The sequence below is a fragment of the Pseudomonas sp. GW460-LB5 genome (assembly GCF_059423245.1).
In genome coordinates, this window is the sequence record NZ_JBWKXT010000088.1 from 1 (window position 1) to 18,121 (window position 18,121).

Here is an 18,121-nt window from a genome sequence, read left to right on the forward strand (position 1 = left end):
CAAGACCAAAGTAACCCGCCGGAAGGGCGGAAAGGTGACTCAGCGCCACCTGCGCGAACGAATGTCTACACTGTGTTAAGGCCCACATCGCAAGAAGCTAAAAAGCGGATATGGCTGTTTTGGTGCAGCGAACAGTCCGTTTGCGAAGGTGACGCTGACTCACCTTTTCGCCCTTACGGCGAGTCACTTTTTGTCAGACGCGACAAAAAGTAAAAAAACGCTGCGCTCCCATCATCCGGCCCCTGCGCTGCGCTCCGGGGTTCCCTCACTCCGGCCTCCTGAAGTCGCGAAGAGCAAGATCAAGAGCAAGATCGAAAGCCGGCGACACGGCCGCAGCCAGAAATACTGTTTACTACTGGCTATGCAGCAGACCTGGGGTGCCGACCGGCGGATTGTAAGCACTGGAAGCAAATTTGCACCCGATTGCAGTTGCTCCACGCGACGTGGCGCCTTAGACTGCCGCCCCCTGTAAAAGAGTGCCGGTTGGCGCTTGAAAATTTCCGCTGCCGATGCCAAGGCGTCGGCGGCACCCGAATCGCCCCAATGCACATTTTTTCATAGAGAAATCGATGACCAAGGAACAGTTGCTGGCCATGTCGGCCGATGACTACATGAACGCTGACCAGCTGGCTTTCTTCACTGGCCTGCTGCAGTCGATGAAAGTCGAAACCCATGAACGCATCGAGCTCAGCCGTGCCACCATCGAAGGCCTGGACACTCCTTCGGACCCCGCCGATGTGGCTTCGGTCGAAGAAGAGCGTAGCTGGCTGGTCAATGCCATCGACCGCGACCAGCGCTTGTTGCCCCAGCTGGAAATGGCCCTGGATCGTATCTCCGACGAGAGCTTCGGCTGGTGCGATGACAGCGGTGAGCCCATTGGCCTGAAGCGCCTGCTGATCAGCCCGACCACCAAGTACTGCATCGAAGCCCAGGAGCGCCACGAGCAGCTCGACCGTCACCAGCGCCAGGTATAACCCCGCGCGCGGTGCCAGGCCCCACGGAGCGATCCCTGGGGCTTTTCGCGTTTCTTGCAGGTACCGGTTTTGTTGCCCAGCGCGTAACACTGCTGTACCGCGAAGCGCTGTTTTCTCCAGGCGGGCAGGCGTATCATGGCTTTATCGTTAGGGTGCTAACTAAATGCCGGAGGGCAGGATGAATAGCCGGGTCGATGTAGCCGTGATGATAGGTTCGGGTGTGCCAGCCACCTTGCAGGCGCTGGGCAAACGCATCTGCTGGGTGGTGCTGGTCAATGGCGAGCGCCGGGGCACCGCTTTCGCTACGCGTGAAGAGGCAATAGAGTGTCAGGCTGCCTGGCAGCAGCAACTTGAGAAAGGCCTGGCTGCCTGAAATTGTTTATTGCCTCTCGACGGGTTTCGGTGTTTTCGGGCATATTTGTCCCACAGTAATGCGCACATGGATGCCAGGGCTTGTCTTCTTGCAGGCTCACCCCCATGGTTGCGTTTTCTGGTGAGTGGTCTCAGGCATCACGCTTCCCAAACCGGGAATGAGCCAAACGCCTTCGGTTGAGGGCGAATCTGGCAAACCAGAGTAAAGATTCCTGCACGCTGCATCGTCAGCGGGCACAGACATTTCGCATATCGCTTTATTACTCTTTTCGCCTATCGATAAGAAATGGCCGTGCCTCCCCGAGCTTGGGGGAGGGCGGGTTGTAACCGGTTGAGGATTACTTCATTGGCAGTCAGCACACTTGATACCCATGCGTTGTTCGCCTTGGGCGACTTGCGCGGTAAATTGGCCCAGCTGTTCCAGGGTCGTTTTATCTACGTTACCGAACAAACTCCTGAAGGCCTTTACATGGCCGAGATCGACACCGAAAACGCATTGGTGGTCGATGACAAGCAGCGCCTCGAACTGAAAGTCGGCGACCACTTCCGCGCTGCCGTGTTGCCCAGCCGCGAAGGTGGCAAGCTGGAAATGCGCTTTCGCGATATCAAACTGAATGTGTATGGCGTGGGCGATTATGCCTTCGTCTCGGTACCTCAAGGCGAGGGCATCGTGTTGCGCGAGGGGCACGGCGTAATGCTGGTTTTCGCCGCGCAACAGCAGGTGCAGGAAGGCCTGGGCAAATTGCTCAAGGCGGTGACCGGCAAGGTTGCCAAATGGCGCAAAGGCGAGCTGACCACCTTCAAGGCCAGTGAATGACCGACAGCGATAGTGCACCTGCCTCGCGTGCCGAATTTCATCGGCTGCACCAGGCGGATGCTGTGGCTGAGGCCGAACGTTTGCTGGGCAGGCGTGGGGAGCTGCAAGGCGCATGGTTGAACTGGGTCGCGGGTGAGCTGTACCAACTCGGCCCGCCCCCTTATGTCGCCATGGTGCGGCGGGAGCTGCAGCGCCTCAGCCAAGGCTGAGACGGCGGCCCTTCAGTTGCCCCGGTCGCGGCCGCTGCTGACTTCTTCAGGCACTGGCTCTTTAGACATGCGCTTGCGAAACAACGCCGCCCGGGCCAGCAGCAGCGTGGTGACCGGCACGGTGATCGACAGCAGAATGGGAATTAGCCAGGCGTGCAGGACCGGGGCTTCCTTGAGCCACGAGAAGTAGATGATCGAAGCCAGCGCTACACACCAGGCGCCAATGGTCGACGCCAGCGCAGGTGGGTGCATGCGCTGGAAGTAATCCTTCAGGCGCACCAGGCCTATTGCTCCGACTAGCGCGAACAGGCTGCCGGCCAGCAGCAGCGCGGCGGTGACCACTTCCAGCCAGAAGGGCAGTACCAGGGTTTCGGTCATTCGATTACCTCACCGCGCAGCAGAAACTTCGCCAGGGCAAACGAACCGACGAAGCCGAACAGCGCAATCAGCAGGGCACCTTCGAAGTAGGTGTCACTGGCATAACGGATTCCCAGCACCAGCATGGTCAGCATGGCCAGGATGTAAAGGTAGTCCAGCGCCAGCACCCGGTCCTGGGCGGACGGGCCACGGAACAGCCGGACCAGCGCCAGGCCCATGGCCAAGGTGAAGATGAACAGGCTGGCGAGGACAGCGTTGGCGAGCAGGCCTGTCATTGGAATATCTCCATCAGCGGGCGTTCGTAGGTGTCCTTGAAGTGCTGGATAAAGGCAGCCTCATCCTCCAGGTCGAACACGTGCAGCAGCAATACGCTGCGGTCCAGCGCCAGCTCGGACCAGACCGTGCCGGGCACTACAGTGGTGATCATCGACAGTGCCGCGAGCCCATGTGCGTCGTGCAGGGCCAGCGGAATATGCACGAACGCCGAGCGTGGTGGTTGCTTGCCGGCACGCAGGACGCCACGGGCCACCAGCAAATTGGACATGATCACATCCATGCCTACCCGGCCAATCAGCCGGGCGATGACGATTGGCCGACGCACGTGGGCATGCTGTGGGCGCAGCGGCGCCATCAGCAGTGGCGCCAGCACGCCAAGTGCGGCACCTAGCAGCAGGTTGCCAGGGCTGACCGATAGATTCAGCAGCAGCCACAGGCCGAATAGCGAAACCGAGAGCAGCGGAGCGGGGAACAGTCGGTTCATGGCTGCACCTGTACGTCGAGCGAGGTGGGCCCAGAAATCGGCCGTGCGGCCATCACGGCTTCGATATAGGCATCGGGGGCCTGCAGGCTGGCAGCGGTGTCCTGGGTGTAGCGCAGCAACGGCTCGGCCTTGAGGCTGAGGATGATGCAGAGGCCTAGCAGGATGACGATGGGCAGGCACTCATAGCGGCGTAGCACTGGCGACGGGCGCTCTTCGGGTTTCCAGAAGCGCTGGATACCGACCCTGCCGAAGGCGATGAGCGAGGCCATGCCGGACAGGATCAGCAGCGCCACCAGGCCCCAGCCCGCCGCACTCAGCGGCTGCTCGGCCGGCACGCCCAGGCCTTGCGGGTTGAACAGTGCGCTGATCAGGTTGAGCTTGCCGACGAAGCCTGACAACGGCGGCATACCTATGATCAGCAAGGCGCAGGCGATGAAGCTGAGGCCGAGGAACGCCATGGTCCAGGGGATGATCTGGCCAATCACCACCTTCTGCTCGTCGTCGAGGTTGATACCTTTGGGCGGGTGTAACGACTCCAGCGGTGGCGGCATGGCGTCTTCTTCTTCGTCCAGCGGCACTTCGTTGGCCGAGCGCGAGCGTTCGACCAGTTCGGCAAGCAGGAACAGCGCGCACAGCGCCAGGGTCGAGTTGACCAGGTAGAACAGCGCCGCACCAGTCAGCGCCGACTGGGCAAAACCGACGGCGCCGAGCAGGGTGCCGGCCGAAACCAGGATGCTGAGCGCTGCCATGCGCTCCAGGCGCTGTGCGGCCAGGATCGACACTGCAGCCACCGCCAGGGTGACCAGGCCACCGTACACCAGCCACTCGCCACCGAAATGCGCCGATGCGCCGGCCTGCCCGGAGAACAGCAACGTCCACAGGCGCAGGAGGGCGTAAAGGCCGACCTTGGTCATGATGGCGAACAACGCGGCTACCGGCGCGCTGGCTGAGGCGTAGGCCGGCACCAGCCAGAAGTTCAGCGGCCAGATGCCGGCCTTGACCAGGAAGGCCATGGCCAGGATCGCCGCGCCGGCATGCAGCAGGCCGCGGTCCGCCTCCGGTACCAGTGGAATCTTCAGCGCCAGGTCGGCCATGTTCAGGGTGCCGGTTACCCCATACAGCATCGCTGCGCCGATCAGGAACAGCGACGAAGCGAACAGGTTGATGGCAATGTAGTGCAGGCCGGCTCGTACCCGCGCACGCCCCGAGCCATGTAGCAGCAAGCCATAGGAGGCTGCCAGCAGCACCTCGAAGAACACGAACAGGTTGAACAGGTCGGCGGTGAGAAAGGCGCCGTAAAGCCCCATCAGCTGAATCTGAAACAACGCATGGAAACTGGCCCCGGCACCGTCCCAGCGGGCGCGGGCAAACAGCAGGGCGCTGAAGCCGATGACACCGGTGAGGGTCAATAACAATGCCGAAAGGTGGTCCACCACCAGGACGATACCGAACGGTGCTGGCCAGTTGCCCGGCAGGTAGACGCCGATCGATTCCGCCTGGCCCTGGGTGCGCACCCACAGCAGCAGGCTGACGGCGATGGCCAGGCCGGCGAAGGTCGACAGCAGGTTGAGCCGGGCCTTGATACGCCGATGTTTCTCGCCCAGCAGCAACATCACCGCTGCCGTCACCAGTGGCAGGAGAATGGGCGCGACGATCAGTTGGCTCATGCCATTCATTCGTCACGCTCCCGGCCATCCACGTGGTCGGTACCGGTCAGGCCGCGCGAGGCCAGCAACACCACCAGAAACAGCGCCGTCATGGCGAAGCTGATGACGATGGCCGTAAGCACGAGGGCCTGAGGCAACGGGTCGGTGTAGTGCAGCAGGTCTTGGGTGACGCCCTCCTTGATGATGGGCTCCTTGCCGATGAACAGGCTGCCCATGCTGAAGATGAACAGGTTTACGCCGTACGACAGCAGGCACAGGCCCATGATTACCTGGTAGGTCCGCGGGCGCAGAATCAGCCACACCCCCGAGGCGGCCAGCACGCCGATGGCGACTGCAATGACTTCTTCCATCAGGCGGCTCCTGCTTGGCTGGTTTTCGATGAATTGCCCGGGCGGTAGGCGCGCACCGACTGGTGCGCCAGGGCAGTGAGGATCAGCAGGGTCGAGCCGACCACCACGGTGTACACGCCAACATCGAAGAACAGCGCGCTGGCCACGTGCACATCACCGAGCAAAGGCAGGTGCAGGTGGGCGGTATGGGTGGTCAGGAACGGGTAGCCCAGCAGCATGGCGCCGATTCCGGTCAGGGTGGCGCACAGCAACCCGGTGCCCATCCAGCGCAGTGGGCGCAGGCTCATCTGCGCCTCCACCCACTGGGTGCCCGCCACCATGTATTGCAGGATGAACGCCACCGACATCACCAGGCCGGCGACGAAGCCGCCGCCTGGCTGATTGTGGCCGCGCATGAACAGGTACATGGACACCAGCAGGGCGATTGGCAACAGCAGGCGCACCAGCACCGCAGGCACCATCATGAAGCCCAGGGCGGTGTCGGTGGCATGCCGCGGGTTGATCAGGTCGGTGACCACGTCACGCGCCAGCTGGCGTTGTTGCGCAGGCAACTGCATGCTCTCTTTGGGCGGGCGGAAGCGCCGCAGCAGGGCGAACACGGTCAGCGCCACGGCCACCAGCACAGTGATTTCACCGAGGGTATCGAAGCCGCGGAAGTCGACCAGCATGACATTGACCACATTGGTGCCGCCGCCTTGGGGCAGTGCACGGCTCAGGTAGAACGAGGAAATGTCGTTGGGGGTCGGCCGGGTCAGCATGGCGTAGGACAGCAAGGCCATCCCGCCACCCACCAGCACCGCCAGCAGCAGGTCGCGCAGGCGGCGCATGCGCGCACGCTCCAGGCTGCCCGGTAGTGGCGATACCCCTTCGATACGCCGTGGCAACCAACGCAGGCCAAGCAGGATCAGCACGGTGGTGACCACTTCGACCACCAGCTGGGTCAGGGCCAGGTCGGGTGCGGAGAACCAGACAAAGGTGATGCAGGTCATCAGGCCGCAGACACTGACCATGATCAGTGCTGCCAGGCGGTGGTACTTGGCCTGGTACGCGGCGCCGATGGCACAGGCGATGGCGATCAGCCACAGCGCGACGAACACGCCGGAACCCGGGATCTTAGGCCGGTCGCCCCAGCTGAGCCCGCTGTAGAGCATGGGCGTGAGGCCGGCGAGGAAGGCCGCGAGCACCAGCATGAACAGCTGCGACTGAAGGCGGCGGGTGGTGAACAGGCGTTCGATGCGCCGCGCCAGCAGCATCAGGTGAACCTGCCCGTGCTCGAACAGGCGCTTGCCATTGAAACGTTCGATCAACGGTGGGTAGGGGAAGCGGCCCAGGCGCAGTTGCTTGCGCAGCAGCAGGTACAGCACGATGCCGCCGCTCATGGCCACCAGGCTCATGATCAGTGGCGCATTCCAGCCATGCCAGATCGCCAGGCTGTACTCCGGCAAAGTACCGCCTACTACCGGGAGGGCTGCGGCGGCCAGCAGCGGACCGACCGACTGGGCGGGGAAGATGCCCACCACCAGGCAGGTGAGTACCAGCAGCTCGACCGGAGCACGCATCCAGCGTGGCGGCTCGTGCGGGGTGTGGGGCAGGTCCTGGGCGGTGGGACCGAAGAACACATCCACGGTAAAGCGCAGGGCGTAGGCCACGCTGAAGGTACCGGCCAGGGTGGCGATCACCGGCAACGTTGCTTCGACCCAGGCAGTGGAACTGATAAACACCGTTTCGGCGAAGAACATTTCCTTGGACAGGAAGCCGTTCATCAGCGGCACGCCGGCCATCGAGGCGCTGGCCACCATGGCCAGGGTGGCAGTGTATGGCACCAGGCGGATCAGGCCGCTGAGGCGGCGGATGTCGCGGGTTCCACTTTCGTGGTCGATGATGCCGGCGGCCATGAACAACGAGGCCTTGAAGGTGGCGTGGTTGAGAATGTGGAACACGGCGGCGACCGCGGCCAGCGGGCTGTTCAGGCCCAGCAGGAGGGTAATCAGCCCCAGGTGGCTGATGGTCGAATAGGCCAGCAGCCCCTTGAGGTCGTTCTGGAACATGGCGGCGAAAGCGCCGAGCAGCAGGGTGAGGGCGCCGGCACCGCCGACGATCCAGAACCACTCTTCGCTGCCTGACAGCACCGGCCAGAACCGCGCTAGCAGGAATACCCCGGCCTTGACCATGGTGGCAGAGTGCAAATAGGCCGATACCGGAGTGGGCGCTGCCATGGCATGGGGCAGCCAGAAATGGAAGGGGAACTGTGCGCTTTTGCTCAGCGCGCCAATGAGGATCAGGGGCAGCAGCACCGGATAAAGCGCATGCTGGCGGATGGTGTCGCCGGCAGCCAGGACCTTGTCCAGGTCATAGCTGCCGACCACATGGCCGAGCAGCAGGGCACCCACCAGCAGGCACAAGCCACCCGCGCCGGTCACCATGAGCGCCATGTAGGCGCCGCGGCGGGCGTCAGCGCGGTGGTGCCAGTAACCGATAAGAAGAAATGAGAACAGGCTGGTCAGTTCCCAGAAGAACACCAGCTGAATCAGGTTACCGGAGATTACCAGGCCGAGCATGGCGCCCATGAAGGCCAGGAAGAAGGCGAAGAAACGCGGCACCGGGTCCTGTGGCGACATGTAGTAGCGCGCATACAGCGACACCAGTGTGCCGATGCCCAGCACCAGCAGCGAGAACAGCCAGGCAAAGCCGTCCATGCGCAGTACCAGGTTCAACCCCAGGCTGGGCAGCCAGAGGAATTCTTCGCGAATCACGCCCCCGTGGGCAATTTGAGGGTACAGCAGTGCTACCTGGACGGTGCCGACCAAGGCCACGAGCCCGGCGAGAATGGACTCGGCGTTACGTGCGTTGTGCGGCAGCACGGCTGCCAGGCAACTGCCCACGAACGGCAGAAGCAATAGCACTATCAATGACATAGGGGCCTATTCTGGAGAAGTTTGCAAAGATCATACGTGCCGGGGAAGTGATCACCAACACGCAAGCTGTCGCAGAATCCTACAAACAGGCTGTGACAAGCTGTTTTTTTATAACAGTTTTTTACAAAGCATAGTCGCTGTTGTCATCTTTACAGGCCGGTCTGGCGCTCGCCTTCACTCTGGACGTCGTGTGCTTCGACGGTTTCGCGGGGGCGGCGTACCTTGAGTTCGCTGACCACCACCGCGATCACGATCAGCAGGCCACCGAGCAGCGCCACGCCCGGCAGGCGTTCGCCGGCGATGCGCCCGACGATCCCGGCCCACACCGGTTCACCGGCATAAATGAGGGTGGCGCGGGTGGGCGAGACCGACTTCTGCGCCCAGTTCATGGCCACCTGGATCACCGCGCTCATGGCACCCAGGCCTATTGCGCTGGCCAGCAGCAGCCAGGAGAAGTCGGGGATGCGTTCCTGGGTCGGTACGATCATCAGGAACGCCAGCAGCGAAGCGGTCGCCAGTTGCACGACGGTGACCCGGCGCACATCGACCTGGCCGGCGTAACGGCTGATCAGGATGATTTCGGCAGCGATGGCGACGGCGCTGACCAGGGTAACCACCTCGCCCTCGCTGAAGTGCAGGCTGCCGCCTTCCGGGCCGGCCAGCAGCATCAGGCCGATGAACGCCAGGCAAATGCCGATGCTGGGCATCAGGCCAGGCCGGCGGCCCAGCACCAGCCACTGCAACAGCGGCACGAACGGCACGTACAACGCAGTGATGAACGCCGACTGGCTGCTGCTGATGGTCTGCAGACCCATGGTTTGCAGGCCGTAGCCGAGCATGATCGACACGCCTATCAGCATGCCGGCCTTGAGCTCGGTGAAGGTCAGCCCGGGCAACGCCCGCGCCGAAACCACGCCTACGAACAGCGCTGCCGCAGCGAAGCGCAGGCCGACGAAGAACATCGGGCCGCTGACGGTCATTACGTTATGCACCAGCAGGAAGGTGCCGCCCCACAACATGGTGATGAACACCAGCACCAGTTCTGCCTTGCTCAGGCGGAAGGTAACGGCGGGGGTGGGTGTGTTGCGGGCCTGGCTCATGGTCTTGCGCACTCGGAGGGGGCGGCGCACAATCGCCGCAAAGTGGGCAGTATACTGCGCAATCTTGACCAGTGAGCAATATAGTGCACAAAGATACTTCGCATCGGGCATCGGTGCTGCAGCATGTGAGCCTCAACGTACGCAGCCTGCGCAACGCTGGCGGGTTGAGCCAGACGGCGTTGGCCGAGCGCTCAGGCGTCAGCCGGCGCATGCTGGTGGCGATCGAGGCAGGCGAGAAGAACGTCAGCCTGACTACCCTCGACCTGATCGCCGAAGCCTTGGGGGTGGCGTTCAGCACCCTGATTCAGGCGCCTGACCAGCGCGACCCCGGCCGCATCGAGGAATTGGCCTGGGCCGGGGTATACCCGCAGAGCCGGGCAGTGCTGCTGGGTAGCAGTGCGGCACGGCGTGAGGTGGAGCTTTGGGAGTGGACCCTTGCACCGGGCGAGTGCTATTCCAGCGAGGCTGATGCCGAAGGCTGGAGCGAGCAGATCTATGTGGCTGAAGGGCAACTGACGCTGATTATCGAAGGGATCGAGCATTGCCTGCAGGTGGGGCAGTTTCATGTGTTTCCCAGCAATTGCCGGTACGCCTACCGTAATGATGCTGGGGTTGCGGTGAGATTTGTGCGCAATGTGGTGATTTGAGTCGCTGCAGGCATCGGGCAAGCCTGATGCCTGCAGCGATACCTGTAGCCGATTGCCCAGCCCGCTCCCTGAAGAGCGTTAACCCGATCAGTTTTTCAGTAGCTCATCCGTCTTCACCACCGAGGCATAGGCAAACGCCAAGGCCGCCATAGCCGAATCATGCACCTGCGCAGCCGGCACCTGCTTGCCATTGAACTCCAGTGGCAGGGTAGCGCAAGCATCATGCGCCACGGTCACCGTGTAGCCCAGGTCAGCTGCAGCGCGGGTAGCGGCGTCAATGCACATGTGGCTCATGCTGCCAACGATGGTCAGGGCTTCGACGCCATGCCGGTCCAGCGTGAGCTCAAGGTCGGTACCGAGGAAGGCGTTGACCTTGTGTTTGAGCACCACCGGTTCACCTGTTACCGGCTCGACCTTGCTGTGAATGGCCGCACCCAGCGAGCCGGGCGCGAAGAATGGTGCATCGACGCTGTCGAATTCATGCCGCACATGTACCACCAGCTCGCCGCGCTGGCGCGCCGCCGCCAGCAGCCGGGCGGCGTTGTCGGCCGCCTGGTCGGCGCCCACGAGGGGCCACTTGCCGCCCGGGAAGTAGTCGTTCTGGATGTCGATGATGATCAGCGCCTGCTTGCTCATGCTGCCTCCTGTGGCAGTAGTCGTCGGGAGACGTTAGTTATAGGCTGTGTGCACTGACCTGAGGATTGGCGCGAACGACACTATGCAGGCAAAAACTGACACCCTCGCCAGCCTGGACATCGGCCTGCTGCTGTACCCCGGCGTGCAGCGCGCCGCTGTGCATGGCCTGGCTGACCTGTTCCTGGTGGCCAACCGGGTTGTGGCGGAGCTGGGGGCCGTCGAACTGCCGCACATTCGTGTCAGCTTCTGGCAGGCAGATGAGGCGGGGCAGTTGCTGCCTGCCCCGGATAGCCCGGCGGTCGCCGCGTCGGGCCTGCGTGTACTGGTCATTCCGCCGAGCCTGGAGTCGGCTCCACAAGCCGAGCTGCTCGAACGTCACCGTGCGTCGCTGTGCCAGCTGCACGGGCACGGTACGGTACTGGCGTCGGTGTGTATCGGTGTGTTCTTCATTGCCGCCAGCGGCCTGCTCGACGGTCGCCCGGCCTGCACGCACTGGAACTACGTGCAGGCGCTAGCCCAGCGCTTCCCCAAGGTGCGAGTAGAGTCTCAGCAGCCATTGCTGGATGACGGTGATATCGTGACCTCGGCCGGGCTTATGGCCTGGACTGACCTGGGCTTGCGCTTGCTGGAGCGTTTTTTGGGGCCTACGGTGGCACGGGAGACTGCCCGCTATCTCGCCGTCGACCCGGTCGCGGCACTGCTGCCTGGGGCTGTGTTCAATCCGCGTCTGGACCACGGTGACGAGGCGGTGCTGAAAGTGCAGCACTGGTTGCAGGGCAGTGGCGGGCAGGAAGCCGACCTCGCCGCCATGGCTGCGTGTGCAGGGCTGGAAGCCCGCACCTTTCTGCGGCGCTTTCGTGCCGCTACCGGGTTGCGACCGACCGAGTATTGTCAGCAGGTGAGGGTGGGGCGGGCGTGCCGTTTGCTGGAACTCACCCGGCGCAACGTCGAACAGATCGCCTGGGGTGTCGGTTACCAGGACCCGGGCGCGTTTCGCAAGGTGTTCCAGCGCATCACTGGCCTGACCCCGAGTGACTACCGGCGGCGTTTTGCGGTATCAGGCCAGGGGCAGGCAGAAACCACTTGACCTTGACTTCACTTGAGGTTTTACCCTGCTCGGCATCGCGAAGCATGCGTCCGTAACCAGGAGAACGTCGATGTCGGCAAGCCCTCATGCCCTGTGGTTCACCCAAATGATCGAATATGAAGTGCCCAGCATGTGCCAGCAAGCGCTGGCCCTGGCGTTGGTGGCGCGCAGCGAAGCGCTGGCCACGCGCTGTGAAGGGCTGCAGGGTGTCAGCATCCAGGCCAGTGACGATGGCAGCCGGGTGCTCCAGTACCTGCAGTGGCAGTCACGCCAAGCTTGGGTAGCGGCGGCCGAGTACTTCGTCGAGGAACCCTTCCTTGAACTGCTGGGTCAGCATCAGGCGCGTGGCGTAAACTTTGCCGCCTATCAGGCCTTGCGCAGCCTGGTGCGCGGCGCCGATGGTGGTCTGCAGTGCGAGGTGGGGTGAGCCTCAGGCATACCAGGGGGCATAGTGCGGGTAGCGGTCCAGGCGGGCACCGATCACCATTTCGCTGATCCACGCTGCCAGGATCGAGCTGTAGGCCTTCTGGCTCGCTTCGCTGGACAGCGCGTGGTCGGCACCGTCGACGATGCGATGGGTGAGCGAGTGGGCGCCGACGAATGCCGAACGGTAGCTCATCAATGTGCTGTGCGGCACATAGTCGTCCTGCTCGGACTCCACCAGCAACACATCCCCGCCGAATTCGGCGCACGCCGCCAGTGCGCGATTGTCTGCCGGGCCCAGCGATCGCTGGCGGTAGGCATTCAGGCGTTGGCGGTCGAGGGTTTGCTTGGGGGTGTTCCATTCGTCGTCCCAATACATGGCGGGTACGCGCAGGGCCAGCCATCTGACTGGCCGCTCGCGGGTCAGCAAGGTTGCCAGGTAGCCACCATAGCTGCTGCCGATGATGGCGATGGCACTGCTGTCTACGGCTGGATGGCTGACCAGCCGGTCGTAGGCCACCAGCAGGTCCTGCAGGTTCTGTTCACGGGTGACCGTCAGGCGTTGGCTTTCGGTCTTTTCATGGCCGCGCAGGTCGAAGGTCATGCACACGCAGCCCAGCCCGGTGATGTGTCGGGCACGGGCCAGATCACGCTGCTGGCTGCCGCCCCAACCGTGCACGAAGAGGATGCCTGGCATCTTGCTCCCAGGGCTGACCAGCGTGCCGACAATGCTGTCGTTGTCGACTTGCAGTTCAACGGTTTCACTCTGAACGGCCATGTTCGCGAATCCGTGCAAATTTGCTGAGTTGTCCGAGTTCACTGTCGTTTCCTTGGTAGAAGAGGGTGGCGTCAGCGGGCAGGTCGGGCGTACCGAATACTTCGTGCGTGGAGGCTCGCACCCGCTGCAATGCCGGATCATCGGCAAAAGCCTGCAGGGCCAGCAGCTCGGCACTGCTCGCACCGCCCAGGCGCCAGGATTGTTCGAGCACGCCACTACGCAGGTGGCCCTGAGGGTTCAGGCCGCGAGCGATGTCGTAGTTGCGCCGCGAGGCGATGAAGCCAGGGAAGTGCTGCTCGGCAGCCTGCTCGTAGGCCATGGCCTGGTTGATGGCAAGGCGCAGGTGGTCTTCCAGCGGCAGTTGCAGCAGCGCCTGATAGTCACCACGTACTACTACCAGGTCAGAACCGCCATACACCTCGGTGCCCTGATGATCGTGGGTCAGTTGCTGGGTGCCGTGATAGCTGCAGGTCAGGCCGGCGACACGCACCTGGCCAACGCTGAAGGTTTGCACGTCGCTCAGATCTTCTTCGAGTACCAGCCCCCACAGTGCCAGGTCCTGGTCATCCATGGCGGCCAGCAGTGGCTCTAGCGCGCTCGCCGTTGAGATGACCTGCTGCCCTCGGCCTGCGCAGGCCAGCACGGGCTTGACCCTCAGGGGGCCGTCGAGCAATAACAACTGAGCGGCGGTGCGCGCATCGGCTTTGCTGAAAACGGTATAGCCGCGCAGCAGAGCGTCGCTTGCCTGTCGGGCGAAGTCATCGGTCCAGCCTGGCGGAAAGCTGGCTCCGGCCGGCAACGGGTGGGAGATTGCCTTGGTCGCCATGTAAGGGTGTGCGACCAGGCCGCCGAACAGGTCCTGCTCGCTGCGGATGCCCATGGCGGCATGGCGTTTTGGCTCGATCAGGGTTTCGGTAGGCAAGTAATAATAGCTGTCAGCGGCGGTTGTTGAATGGGGGGGGTGTATGTGCGGGCAGCCGAGCAGGCCTGCCAGGCCATCGGCGAGCTTGAGGTGCACGGCATGCTCATGTTCTGGCGTATGTTCGCGGGTGTCGAGCAACACCACGCCGGTTTTCCGGTCGCAGGCACTGGGCATGGTCATTTGCCTGTGTGCAATGAATGTACTGTGTCTGAAGCCGGTGTTTTGGGGAAGTTCAGCGGGACTTGATCGGTGGTCCTGTCCGTTTGTAGGAAGCGTCCTGTTGGCACAGGGCGTGGCGGGCAATGCATGCCGTGTCTTGGTCGCCGCGATTGCAGCGCTCTGGCGGCTGTTCCATTATCGGGTACTGGATTAACCGTGATGTAGCCGCAGGAGAGCGCATGAACGTTCAGACCACCCTTGAGCAAAGCGTGCCAGAGCGACTGGCGCACGTGCGCCAGGCCATGGCCGCAGGGGGCATCGATGCCTTGCTGGTACCCTCGGCCGACCCCCACCTTTCCGAATACCTGCCCGGTTACTGGCAGGGGCGCCAGTGGCTTTCGGGTTTTCACGGCTCGGTCGGCACGCTGGTAGTCACGCCCGCCTTTGCAGGGTTGTGGGTCGATAGCCGGTACTGGGAGCAAGCGGATCACGAGCTGGCTGGTAGCGGTATCGAACTGATGAAGCTGCTACCCGGCAAGCCTGGGGCGCTGGAGTGGCTGGGCGATAATGTCGAGCCCGATGGCAACGTCGCGGTGGATGGGGCCGTCATGGCGCTGGCGTCGGCGCGCCAGCTGGGTGAGCGGCTCAAGGCCAGTGGGGCAAGGCTGGTGACCGACCAGGACCTGCTAGCCCAGGTCTGGGAAGGGCGCCCAGCGCTGCCCGCCAACCCGGTGTACCAGCACTTGCCGCCGCACGCCACGGTAAGCCGGGCGGAAAAGCTCGCGCAATTGCGCCAGGGCCTCCAGGCCAAAGGGGCCGACTGGCACTTTATTGCAACCCTGGATGACATCGCCTGGCTGTTCAACCTGCGTGGCAGTGATGTTTCGTACAACCCGGTTTTCCTGGCCTTTGCCTTGATCAGTCAGCAGCAGGCCATTCTGTTCGTGGGCCAGGACAAGGTGGACGCGCATTTGCGTCAGGTGCTGGCGGTGGACGGCATCGAGGTGCGCGACTATAGCGAGGCAGGCAACGCCTTGGCCGCTGTTCCGGTGGGGGCGCGGTTGTTGGTGGACCCTGCCCGTGTCACCTGCGGCCTGCTGGGCAACCTGGCGGCAGAGGTGGTGCTGGTCGAGGGGCTCAACCCCACCAGCCTGAGCAAATCCTGCAAAGGTGACGATGACCTGGTGCATATCCGCCATGTCATGGAGCAGGACGGTGCGGCCTTGTGCGAGTTTTTCGCCTGGTTCGAGGCCAACCTTCGCCAGGAGGTCATTACCGAGCTGACAGTCGACGAGCAATTGAGTGCCGCACGTGCCCGGCGTCCGAACTTCGTGTCGCTGAGTTTTTCAACCATTGCCGCCTTCAATGGCAATGGCGCCATGCCACACTACCGTGCCACCGAGCAGTCGCATGCGGTCATTGAGGGGGATGGCTTGCTGCTGATCGACTCTGGCGGGCAATACCTGGGTGGCACCACCGACATCACCCGTATGGTGCCAGTCGGTAACCCCAGCCACGCACAGAAGCAGGACTGCACCCGGGTACTCAAGGGCATGATCGCCCTGTCGCGTGCCACCTTCCCGCGAGGAATACTGTCGCCGTTGCTCGACGCCATTGCCCGGGCGCCAATCTGGGCTGACCAGGTCGATTATGGCCACGGTACCGGGCATGGTGTTGGCTACTTCATGAACGTGCACGAAGGGCCTCAAGTGATTGCCTACCAGGCGGCACCCACACCGCAGACGGCGATGCAGTTGGGCATGATCAGCTCCATCGAGCCGGGTACGTATCGCCCGGGGCAGTGGGGCGTGCGTATCGAGAACCTGGTGGTCAACCGCGAAGCAGGCAAGAGTGCCTTTGGTGACTTCCTATGCTTCGAGACCTTGACGCTGTGCCCGATCGATACCCGCTGCCTGTTGCCCGAGCTGCTGGCCAAGGAAGAGGTGGAGTGGCTGAACGGCTACCACGCGAACGTGCGTGAACGCCTGGCACCGCTGCTCAAGGGTGATGCGCTGGCCTGGCTGCAGGTGCGTACCGAGCCCCTGTAAGGGCAAATGAAAAAGGGCAGCCTGTGAGCTGCCCTTTCTTCTACTTGCAGATGACGATCATGCTGCGGCTGGTGTACCCCGCCGGGTTGATGCCGAACAAGTAGTCACCGGCCTCTTCATCGCTATCGCCCGAGCGTGCAACGACCCGGTAGCCGCGTGTGCTGCACGAGGTCGCGGCCTTGCTGTAGCAGTTGTCCCATGAAGAGGAAAGACCTGAGCAATTGATATGCAGGCCCTTCTTGCCCCTTTTGACCTCAGTCTTGGCTGTAGCGGCACATCCAGCAATAGCCAAGATGGCCAGGATAAGAAAAATACGTTTCATTCCTGTCCTTAAATGCAGGGCGGATCAGTTGTCTGGCCCTGTCGTTATCGCTTCGCTTCTTCCTGAAAATATCCCCAGCGTCCGTGTTTGGTCCAGTAGATAGCGTAAAGATGATGATTTTATGACAGCTTAATCAGCGAGGCGGGTGGCTACAATCACTAATCCTGTCTCAAATGAAAATATTTCTCATATCAATCTGCCGCAACAACCGGGGCGGGCTCCTTGCGCATGGACAGGGTAGTGCCAACCGAAGCGGCGATGATTGCTCCAATCGCCAGCCATTGGGTGAGCGTCAGCACCTCGCCGAGGAACAGCAGGCCGGACAGTGCGCCGAATGCAGGTTCAATGCTCATCAGGGTGCCGAACGTGCGCGCCGGGATGCGTGTGAGTGCAACCATTTCCAGGCTGTAGGGCAGGGCGGTGGACAGCACCGCAACGGCCAGGGCCACGGGGATCAACGCAGGTGTGAGCAGTGCGCTGCCGGCGTGTGCGATACCTATCGGCGCTACGAACAGGGCGGCTACCACCACCCCAAGGGCCGCACTCTGAATACCGTGCTCGGCGCCGGCACGCTGCCCGAACAGGATATAGAGGGCCCAACATACGCCAGCACCCAAAGCATAAGCAGCCCCCACCGGGTCGAGTGCCTGGCCGCTGTGGCCAGCCGGCATCAACAGCAGCAGTCCGGCTATCGCCAAGGCGATCCACAGGAAGTCGATCGGTCGGCGCGAGGAGAAGATTGCCACCGCCAAAGGGCCGGTAAACTCCAAGGCCACGGCGATGCCGATCGGAACGGTTTGCAGTGCCATATAGAAGAGGAAGTTCATGCCACCCAGCGCCATGCCATAGATGACCACGTTGCGTAGGGTGGTGGCGGTCATGCGTACCCGCCACGGGCGCAATAGCAGCAGCATGATGATGCTGGCGAAAATCAGGCGCAGTGCAGTGGTGCCTTGTGCGCCGATGATGGGGAACATGCTTTTGGCCAGGGACGCACCGGACTGGATCGATGCCATGGCAATAAGCAGCAGGCCGATCGGGAAGAGGGTGGCGGCCAGGCCGCGGGGTTGGGTGTTCATTTAGGTGCGGCGATCCTTGGGCGGTGTGTGGAGTGAGCAATATAGTGCGCAATTGGTGGGGCGCGTGATAGCCCTTAAGTGACTCCGCCAGTCATTTTTCAAATCATTGAAATTAAAGGTTGACCTTCTGCAGGACCGCCCTATAATGCGCACCATTCCAACGGGGCAGCGAAGTAGAACTAGCCACCCAGTTGAGTTAAGTGTTTGAAGCTAAACGCGTTTCTCGCAAAGAACTTCAAAATAAACGCTTGACAGGCTCTGAGGAAAGCGTAGAATGCGCGCCTCGGTTGAGACGAAAAGATCTTAACCAAACGCTCTTTAACAAATTGAATCAAGCAATTCGTGTGGGTGCTTGTGAGTATGGACTGATAGTCAAAAAGATTATCAGCATCACAAGTGATCATGCGAGAAATCACATAGTCATTTGAGATTGCTGAGCCAAGTTTAGGGTTTCTTAAAAACCCAAGCAGTATTGAAC

Annotated in this window: 19 protein-coding genes and 2 pseudogenes; 8 read left to right on the top strand and 13 right to left on the bottom strand. The window is 62.2% G+C overall.

The window, feature by feature from the left end:
* Nucleotides 1–569 precede the first annotated feature (569 nt).
* The 4 genes from AC07XM_RS29345 to AC07XM_RS29360 all read left to right on the top strand — a co-directional run bounded on the left by AC07XM_RS29345 (nucleotide 570) and on the right by AC07XM_RS29360 (nucleotide 2,372).
* The gene (locus AC07XM_RS29345) at nucleotides 570–974 is read left to right on the top strand and encodes a TraR/DksA family transcriptional regulator (RefSeq protein ID WP_016485822.1); all 405 of its coding nucleotides are present in this window, start codon (nucleotides 570–572) and stop codon (nucleotides 972–974) included.
* Nucleotides 975–1,152: 178 nt separating this feature from the next.
* Entirely contained in the window at nucleotides 1,153–1,347 is a 195-nt protein-coding gene (locus AC07XM_RS29350; protein WP_016485823.1) for a hypothetical protein, read from the top strand.
* Nucleotides 1,348–1,692: 345 nt separating this feature from the next.
* Nucleotides 1,693–2,163, top strand: a complete 471-nt coding sequence (locus tag AC07XM_RS29355; protein ID WP_033732504.1) for a hypothetical protein — start codon at nucleotides 1,693–1,695, stop codon at nucleotides 2,161–2,163.
* Nucleotides 2,160–2,372, top strand: coding sequence for a hypothetical protein (locus AC07XM_RS29360; protein WP_023049014.1), 213 nt, complete (start codon nucleotides 2,160–2,162; stop codon nucleotides 2,370–2,372). Before AC07XM_RS29355 ends, AC07XM_RS29360 begins: the two co-directional genes overlap by 4 nt.
* Before the next feature lie 12 nt (nucleotides 2,373–2,384).
* Here the strand turns inward: AC07XM_RS29360 and AC07XM_RS29365 are convergent, their stop codons facing one another.
* From AC07XM_RS29365 to AC07XM_RS29395, 7 genes are all read right to left on the bottom strand, one after another.
* Nucleotides 2,385–2,750, bottom strand: coding sequence for a Na+/H+ antiporter subunit G (locus tag AC07XM_RS29365; protein WP_016485826.1), 366 nt, complete (start codon nucleotides 2,748–2,750; stop codon nucleotides 2,385–2,387).
* Nucleotides 2,747–3,025, bottom strand: a complete 279-nt coding sequence (locus AC07XM_RS29370) for a K+/H+ antiporter subunit F (protein WP_016485827.1) — start codon at nucleotides 3,023–3,025, stop codon at nucleotides 2,747–2,749. The genes AC07XM_RS29365 and AC07XM_RS29370 overlap by 4 nt, the downstream gene beginning before the upstream one ends.
* Nucleotides 3,022–3,510, bottom strand: a complete 489-nt coding sequence (locus AC07XM_RS29375; protein ID WP_016485828.1) for a Na+/H+ antiporter subunit E — start codon at nucleotides 3,508–3,510, stop codon at nucleotides 3,022–3,024. The genes AC07XM_RS29370 and AC07XM_RS29375 overlap by 4 nt, the downstream gene beginning before the upstream one ends.
* Nucleotides 3,507–5,186 carry a monovalent cation/H+ antiporter subunit D gene (locus tag AC07XM_RS29380; protein WP_096425849.1) on the bottom strand — a complete coding sequence of 560 codons (1,680 nt, stop codon included), beginning with the start codon at nucleotides 5,184–5,186 and terminating at the stop codon, nucleotides 3,507–3,509. The genes AC07XM_RS29375 and AC07XM_RS29380 overlap by 4 nt, the downstream gene beginning before the upstream one ends.
* Nucleotides 5,183–5,527, bottom strand: coding sequence for a Na+/H+ antiporter subunit C (locus AC07XM_RS29385; protein WP_012315281.1), 345 nt, complete (start codon nucleotides 5,525–5,527; stop codon nucleotides 5,183–5,185). The genes AC07XM_RS29380 and AC07XM_RS29385 overlap by 4 nt, the downstream gene beginning before the upstream one ends.
* Nucleotides 5,527–8,442, bottom strand: coding sequence for a monovalent cation/H+ antiporter subunit A (locus tag AC07XM_RS29390; protein ID WP_016485830.1), 2,916 nt, complete (start codon nucleotides 8,440–8,442; stop codon nucleotides 5,527–5,529). Before AC07XM_RS29390 ends, AC07XM_RS29385 begins: the two co-directional genes overlap by 1 nt.
* 149 nt (nucleotides 8,443–8,591) lie before the next feature.
* A complete protein-coding gene (locus AC07XM_RS29395; protein WP_016500625.1) occupies nucleotides 8,592–9,542 on the bottom strand; it encodes a DMT family transporter in 951 nt (316 codons plus the stop codon).
* Between the two features lie 83 nt (nucleotides 9,543–9,625).
* On the opposite strand from AC07XM_RS29395, the gene AC07XM_RS29400 reads away from it, so the two are divergent.
* Nucleotides 9,626–10,189, top strand: coding sequence for a helix-turn-helix domain-containing protein (locus tag AC07XM_RS29400; RefSeq protein ID WP_016485832.1), 564 nt, complete (start codon nucleotides 9,626–9,628; stop codon nucleotides 10,187–10,189).
* Nucleotides 10,190–10,276: 87 nt separating this feature from the next.
* Here the strand turns inward: AC07XM_RS29400 and AC07XM_RS29405 are convergent, their stop codons facing one another.
* A complete protein-coding gene (locus AC07XM_RS29405) occupies nucleotides 10,277–10,825 on the bottom strand; it encodes a cysteine hydrolase family protein (protein ID WP_016485833.1) in 549 nt (182 codons plus the stop codon).
* Between the two features lie 82 nt (nucleotides 10,826–10,907).
* Between AC07XM_RS29405 and AC07XM_RS29410 the strand changes: the two genes are divergently transcribed.
* Together AC07XM_RS29410 and AC07XM_RS29415 are read left to right on the top strand one after the other, a co-directional pair.
* Nucleotides 10,908–11,912: a GlxA family transcriptional regulator gene (locus AC07XM_RS29410; protein WP_102690169.1), complete on the top strand. Its 1,005-nt coding sequence runs from the start codon at nucleotides 10,908–10,910 to the stop codon at nucleotides 11,910–11,912.
* Between the two features lie 70 nt (nucleotides 11,913–11,982).
* A pseudogene (locus AC07XM_RS29415) lies at nucleotides 11,983–12,364 on the top strand (antibiotic biosynthesis monooxygenase).
* On the opposite strand, the gene AC07XM_RS29420 reads toward AC07XM_RS29415, so the two are convergent.
* A complete protein-coding gene (locus AC07XM_RS29420; RefSeq protein ID WP_016485835.1) occupies nucleotides 12,343–13,113 on the bottom strand; it encodes an alpha/beta hydrolase family protein in 771 nt (256 codons plus the stop codon). The pseudogene AC07XM_RS29415 and the gene AC07XM_RS29420 overlap by 22 nt on opposite strands.
* Complete coding sequence (locus tag AC07XM_RS29425) at nucleotides 13,097–14,215, bottom strand: DUF3182 family protein (RefSeq protein ID WP_016485836.1); 1,119 nt, start codon at nucleotides 14,213–14,215, stop codon at nucleotides 13,097–13,099. The genes AC07XM_RS29420 and AC07XM_RS29425 overlap by 17 nt, the downstream gene beginning before the upstream one ends.
* A gap of 218 nt (nucleotides 14,216–14,433) precedes the next feature.
* On the opposite strand from AC07XM_RS29425, the gene AC07XM_RS29430 reads away from it, so the two are divergent.
* On the top strand, nucleotides 14,434–16,242 hold the full coding sequence (locus tag AC07XM_RS29430) for an aminopeptidase P family protein (RefSeq protein WP_102690170.1): 1,809 nt from the start codon (nucleotides 14,434–14,436) through the stop codon (nucleotides 16,240–16,242).
* A 40-nt stretch (nucleotides 16,243–16,282) separates the two neighbouring features.
* Here AC07XM_RS29430 and AC07XM_RS29435 read toward each other — a convergent pair whose 3' ends face one another.
* The 3 genes and pseudogenes from AC07XM_RS29435 to AC07XM_RS29445 all read right to left on the bottom strand — a co-directional run.
* Nucleotides 16,283–16,564: a hypothetical protein gene (locus AC07XM_RS29435; protein WP_016485838.1), complete on the bottom strand. Its 282-nt coding sequence runs from the start codon at nucleotides 16,562–16,564 to the stop codon at nucleotides 16,283–16,285.
* Between the two features lie 191 nt (nucleotides 16,565–16,755).
* Nucleotides 16,756–17,643, bottom strand: a complete 888-nt coding sequence (rhtA, locus tag AC07XM_RS29440) for a threonine/homoserine exporter RhtA (RefSeq protein ID WP_023047812.1) — start codon at nucleotides 17,641–17,643, stop codon at nucleotides 16,756–16,758.
* Between the two features lie 179 nt (nucleotides 17,644–17,822).
* Nucleotides 17,823–18,121: pseudogene (locus AC07XM_RS29445) on the bottom strand (hypothetical protein); the annotation flags it as partial.

Coding starts and splice junctions, on each gene's coding strand:
- AC07XM_RS29365 (WP_016485826.1), bottom strand. CDS start 2,750: ATGACCGAAACCCTGGTACTGCCCTTCTGGCTGGAAGTGGTCACCGCC.
- AC07XM_RS29435 (WP_016485838.1), bottom strand. CDS start 16,564: ATGAAACGTATTTTTCTTATCCTGGCCATCTTGGCTATTGCTGGATGT.
- AC07XM_RS29345 (WP_016485822.1), top strand. CDS start 570: ATGACCAAGGAACAGTTGCTGGCCATGTCGGCCGATGACTACATGAAC.
- AC07XM_RS29420 (WP_016485835.1), bottom strand. CDS start 13,113: ATGGCCGTTCAGAGTGAAACCGTTGAACTGCAAGTCGACAACGACAGC.
- AC07XM_RS29350 (WP_016485823.1), top strand. CDS start 1,153: ATGAATAGCCGGGTCGATGTAGCCGTGATGATAGGTTCGGGTGTGCCA.
- rhtA (WP_023047812.1), bottom strand. CDS start 17,643: ATGAACACCCAACCCCGCGGCCTGGCCGCCACCCTCTTCCCGATCGGC.
- AC07XM_RS29385 (WP_012315281.1), bottom strand. CDS start 5,527: ATGGAAGAAGTCATTGCAGTCGCCATCGGCGTGCTGGCCGCCTCGGGG.
- AC07XM_RS29390 (WP_016485830.1), bottom strand. CDS start 8,442: ATGTCATTGATAGTGCTATTGCTTCTGCCGTTCGTGGGCAGTTGCCTG.
- AC07XM_RS29370 (WP_016485827.1), bottom strand. CDS start 3,025: ATGACAGGCCTGCTCGCCAACGCTGTCCTCGCCAGCCTGTTCATCTTC.
- AC07XM_RS29360 (WP_023049014.1), top strand. CDS start 2,160: ATGACCGACAGCGATAGTGCACCTGCCTCGCGTGCCGAATTTCATCGG.
- AC07XM_RS29395 (WP_016500625.1), bottom strand. CDS start 9,542: ATGAGCCAGGCCCGCAACACACCCACCCCCGCCGTTACCTTCCGCCTG.
- AC07XM_RS29410 (WP_102690169.1), top strand. CDS start 10,908: ATGCAGGCAAAAACTGACACCCTCGCCAGCCTGGACATCGGCCTGCTG.
- AC07XM_RS29425 (WP_016485836.1), bottom strand. CDS start 14,215: ATGACCATGCCCAGTGCCTGCGACCGGAAAACCGGCGTGGTGTTGCTC.
- AC07XM_RS29430 (WP_102690170.1), top strand. CDS start 14,434: ATGAACGTTCAGACCACCCTTGAGCAAAGCGTGCCAGAGCGACTGGCG.
- AC07XM_RS29405 (WP_016485833.1), bottom strand. CDS start 10,825: ATGAGCAAGCAGGCGCTGATCATCATCGACATCCAGAACGACTACTTC.
- AC07XM_RS29375 (WP_016485828.1), bottom strand. CDS start 3,510: ATGAACCGACTGTTCCCCGCTCCGCTGCTCTCGGTTTCGCTATTCGGC.
- AC07XM_RS29380 (WP_096425849.1), bottom strand. CDS start 5,186: ATGAATGGCATGAGCCAACTGATCGTCGCGCCCATTCTCCTGCCACTG.